Source organism: Enterococcus raffinosus (assembly GCF_001886185.1).
GTDB lineage: Bacteria > Bacillota > Bacilli > Lactobacillales > Enterococcaceae > Enterococcus_A > Enterococcus_A raffinosus.
The window spans coordinates 1-3,707 of record NZ_JXLA01000075.1 but is presented as its reverse complement, the minus strand read 5'-3'; the positions used below and the strand labels follow the sequence as shown (position 1 = coordinate 3,707).

Sequence of the window (3,707 nt, the reverse complement as noted above, 5' to 3'; positions counted from 1 at the left end):
ACTAAATCATCAACATACAACACGTAATCAGTAAACCCACGATTCTCAATCTCATAGCCTTTGGCAACCAAATGGGGATTCACGGCTTTTAGCGGTTGGTCTTGATCAAAATCCTTTTCACCGGCTTCCGCAGCTACTACCACCTCAATATCATCGGCCCGTTGCTTACTGGAATACAAATGATAACTGCGACCAATCACCGTAGTATTCCGTCCATATCCTTCTGTTAAAACTTCGCCTTCTCCGGCATAACTTAACTTTCCAAAGGTTTCAGCCATATCTGGCACGACAAATTTCAATTCCATCTTCTTTTCCTCTTTTCATTGTTAGTTTTGGATACAAAAATAGCGCGACTACTTTTTTAGGAGGCGGTCGCGCACGTTGGTTCTTAGGATTTACTTGTATCATCTCATCACCTTAGTTCCGGCGATTCCAGAAATAATAGCCCGCCGTCGCAAAAATCAAAGTAAAACCAATGAACAGTAACACATTGGAATTTTTCTCCCCAGTTTGAGGGAATGTCTTCACTGTGAGACTAGATTCTTGAGAGCCACTTGGAACAGTTGGTGTTTCCGGTTGTTTCGGCGTACTTAGTATGGTTGGAACTTCTTTTGGTGTTAAGGTTTGAGATTTTTCTTTCAAATCTTCATTGTGTTTTCCATTGATAGTCCCATCTTTATCGTAATTGATTTCCGCAAAAGTAAACTTGGTTCCTTCTGGATATTTTCCGGTATCTACTTTTTTCGCAAGCACAGTTTTGGTGAATTCTTTATCATTTACTTCATACTCAATCTTGCCAGATTTCCAAATTTCTTTGTTTGTACCATCCGGTAATAAAGCATACAGAATTGTTTCGAAAGCTTCTTTTGAGCCATCCAGTACATCATGAGTAATCGACACATCATCAAACATATCCACCACATCACCGTGAGTAAAGGTCTGAGAACCGTTTTCTAGGTGGGCCTTTGTTTGGATCGAAACATGACGTTCCACCGTACAATTAACAGTTTGGGCTTGATTATTCAAGCTAACATCCTTCGCTACTGGCTTATCGCCTGCTTCAAAAGCTTCCTTATTTTCATACACATAGTTGAATAAGACAATAGTTTTATTTAAAACTTGTTCGGCGGTTAATTTATGCTGAATTTTCCAAGTTCCTGTTTTCTCTTTGTTCGCCAACGTTGCGCTTGTTTCTGCAATCACCACTGGTTTAGCTTTTTCATCTTTTTCTTGGGCAGCTTTTGTCGCATCCACATCAATGGCTTGCGCTACCACATACCAGTCTTCTTTGATTTCATGTAGATTGTAACTCAATTTATCAACTAGCTCGGTAGAATCCAGAGAAGTTAATTCTTTGTTTCCGTCTTTCCAAGTCGCAAGAGAAGTTAAACTATCTTCTTCCTCAGGCAAATCATAGAGCATTAAACGGTTCAAACTAACAGAAAATGCTTTGTTCGTCAGCTTCTCGTAAGGAACGGTCACCGTTTTAATTGGTTGTTTTTGGTCTTGTTCGGTAATGGTAAAGACATACTCACTCTTCACAAAGTCTTCTTTGTTTTCTTTAAAAGTAGAACGGATTTCTAATGGCGTAATCTTTTGAAAACCTTCTGGGGCTTCTACTTCTTCAAGTAAATAATCCCCATAAGGAAGATTTTCAAACTTGCCATAACCATCAAACCCTAATTGCTCGTTATAAGCTGTGGTCGCTTCATCTTCGGCACCTGTGATTTCATTGGTCCCTTCCAATGGCGACACTTTAAAGGTCAGATCATTGAAGCCAGTTTCGGCAGTGCCAGCGGCTGATCCGGCAAATTTGAAGAAATCAAACCCAAAACGAATAATCTGTTCTTTTGCCGTAACATCTCGGGTAATCACGGCATTTTTTTCGTTATCATCTACTTTTTTGATAGAAACAGGATACTTCGTTTCATCCAAGGTATATCCTTCAGGTGCTTTGGTTTCTTGCCAGTAGTACTCGTTGATGGCTAAGTGTTTAACGGCAGCTTGATTCTTTTCATCTAAAGCCAGAGTCACTGTTTCATCAGAAGCTTTCGTTCCCTTTACCATTTCTGGTTTAAAAGCTTCACTCCATTTAACCGCTTTTCCATCCTTAGCAGTAAACAAGGTATATTCAGTCCCCTCAAAGACTGCCTTACCTTGTGCTTTATCCCCAGTATCTTTGTCTTCTTTCGTCAAAGTGGTTTCGCCAGTGACTTCTTGATTTTGCCCTTTTACGTTACTGGTAACAAGGGCTACGGTTTGATTGGCATACTTCAATTCGACTTTTACAGGTTTGAACGTATTCACGAACCCATGACTAGCTTTAGTTTCGGTCACATAATAGGTTCCCAATTCCAACGCATTAGCAATCTCTTTTGGTGTTTCCGCATGACCGTTTTCATCCGTGGTCATTTCTTGAACGATTTCACCGGTTGGACTGTCTTTGCGAATGGCAAACGTATTACCAGCTAAGGAATAATTGTCATTCCAAAGATCACTCCCTGTTTCAACTCCGCTTTTATCCAGAATGATTTGACCTTTTTCCTGTGCGTTTTTTGAAGTCACGTAAATGGTTTCACCTGCTTTAATGGTGGTAGTCATGGGGGTGGTATCAATCGTATAAGGCGCCGGTACTGATTTTTCGGTAATGGTTACCTTTGTACCATGAGGAATCTCATCCAATGTAGCAATGCCTTCTTTGTCAGTAGTCACGTCTTTTGCAGGTAAATTTTTTCCAAAGTCTAAATGGAAAACCGTTCCTGGTACAATAGCACCTGATTCTTTATCAACTTTTTTGATTTTTAAAGAACCCTCGGTTTCTACATCAATTTTGACCGTGTAAGTGTTCGGTTTATCAATCGCCCCAGCCATCAGGGTTTGTTGGCCAACCTTTTTATAGGCGACAGGTGTTCCGGTGCCAGCAGATTTCTTAAGCGTCAGCACACCACTTTCTTTTGAACTCGCATTTGGGGTGATTATCAACTGATTGCCATTCACACGATAATCAATGTTTGCGGTATTTTCCACCACTTCATCAAACTCTGACAAATTCAGATTATTCGTATCCGTCATAGTAGTCGATTGCCCTAATACTATTTTAGCCGTACTATTATGGAAGCTTGGTTTCTTCTGATAATCGGCAATGGCTTGATTGATTTTTGCCTCAATGGCTGCGATATTTACGGCACTACCATTCAATCGTTTGATTGAGTGAAGGGTATACCCATTAACTTCTTGCCAGATCATCTTCTGTGCCACAATATGAGTATCTACATCTGTACCGGCTTTTTTCCATAGAACGGAAACTAGTTTCGCTTTCTCTGGCATATCAGGCAATGGATTTTTCTCATAACCCGGCGTGAACTCATTGTCAATTGGGACTCCTGGCTCAATACAGAAAATATCTTGTTTCACGCCGTTGTACACAGCATAATGTGGAACAGTGACTTCTGACATTGGACGACCGTCACTGAAAGTTCCTTCAACAACATATTGATGCGCTAAATCTAATTCAACCGTCACTGTTTGTGGATGAGTAATTTCATCAGCAAAGACAATCATAGGACCAATCGCTCCTACAATTGTTTGATCCAGACCCAACAAAGCTAAAGCCGCAAACAATCGCCATTTTTTAAATCTCGGTTTTTTCATAAAGTAAAATCTCCTTTCGTTTTTTGCAGTAACACATCCACCCGTGAGAACGGGTG

At 40.4% G+C, this 3,707-nt stretch carries 2 protein-coding genes; both read right to left on the bottom strand.

Annotated elements, in window-relative coordinates; all coding sequences use genetic code 11:
• Positions 1 to 305, bottom strand: a 305-nt coding sequence (locus tag RV13_RS20000) for a YdcP family protein (protein ID WP_071875997.1), incomplete at its 3' end; no start/stop codon positions are given.
• A 112-nt stretch (positions 306 to 417) separates the two neighbouring features.
• Entirely contained in the window at positions 418 to 3,651 is a 3,234-nt protein-coding gene (gene fss3 / locus RV13_RS19995; protein WP_071875996.1) for a fibrinogen-binding MSCRAMM adhesin Fss3, read from the bottom strand.
• Positions 3,652 to 3,707 lie beyond the last annotated feature (56 nt).

Coding starts and splice junctions, on each gene's coding strand:
- fss3 (WP_071875996.1), bottom strand. CDS start 3,651: ATGAAAAAACCGAGATTTAAAAAATGGCGATTGTTTGCGGCTTTAGCT.